Source organism: Clostridium fessum, from assembly GCF_003024715.1.
GTDB lineage: Bacteria > Bacillota > Clostridia > Lachnospirales > Lachnospiraceae > Otoolea > Otoolea fessa.
Map to the genome: position 1 here is coordinate 1 of NZ_PYLO01000026.1, position 764 is coordinate 764.

The window sequence follows — 764 nt, forward strand, 5'->3', positions numbered from 1 at the left end:
ATATTTGCTCCTCCCCGAAGCTTTTCGCAGCTTATCACGTCTTTCATCGGCTCTTAGTGCCAAGGCATCCACCCTGCGCTCTTATTAGCTTAACCAATTGATTCACACCGCGGGTACGGTGTTCCTCTCAGATGCATAGCGTTGCATCTTTGGCTTATGGTGTTTACAATTAATAATTGCTTGTTTTTGGTTTGTTTGGTTACACTTTCGTGTAACACCTCGGATGTCTTGATATTTGTTTCAAACCTCTCGGTTTGAACTTTGTATCAGATTTTCAATATGCAGTTTTCAAGGTACATACTTGACTGATTTTATCAGTCATTCCTAAGCTTGATAAACTCAAACTCACGAATGACTCATAAAAAGCCATACCCTTTCGGGTTAAATGGGCTTAAGTGGACTCGAACCACCGACCTCACGCTTATCAGGCGTGCGCTCTAACCGGCTGAGCTATAAGCCCATTTGGAATCCGGCATCCACCTGCTTTCCCATGCCGTCTCCAGCATAGTATCATCGGCCGCTTAGGTCTTAACCATCGTGTTCGGGATGGGAACGGGTGTGTCCCCTAAGCGCATCGACACCGGAAATCTTTCATTTCCTGGATTTCAATCTTTAATTGTCATCCTCGAAAACTCAACAGTATATAAAACCCTTACTTCTTCTTCCTTAGAAAGGAGGTGATCCAGCCGCACCTTCCGATACGGCTACCTTGTTACGACTTCACCCCAGTTATCGGTCCTGCCTTCGGCAGCTCCCTCCTTTCG

General features: G+C 45.7%; 1 tRNA gene and 3 rRNA genes. All 4 read right to left on the bottom strand.

The features are described 5' to 3' along the window. Positions 1-95: ribosomal RNA gene (locus C7U56_RS15335) — 23S ribosomal RNA — on the bottom strand; the annotation flags it as partial. A gap of 291 nt (positions 96-386) precedes the next feature. Next, positions 387-460, bottom strand: a tRNA-Ile gene (locus C7U56_RS15340). Between the two features lie 7 nt (positions 461-467). Continuing rightward, a 5S ribosomal RNA gene (rrf, locus tag C7U56_RS15345) occupies positions 468-585 on the bottom strand. Between the two features lie 85 nt (positions 586-670). Beyond that, positions 671-764 (bottom strand): 16S ribosomal RNA (locus C7U56_RS15350); the annotation flags it as partial.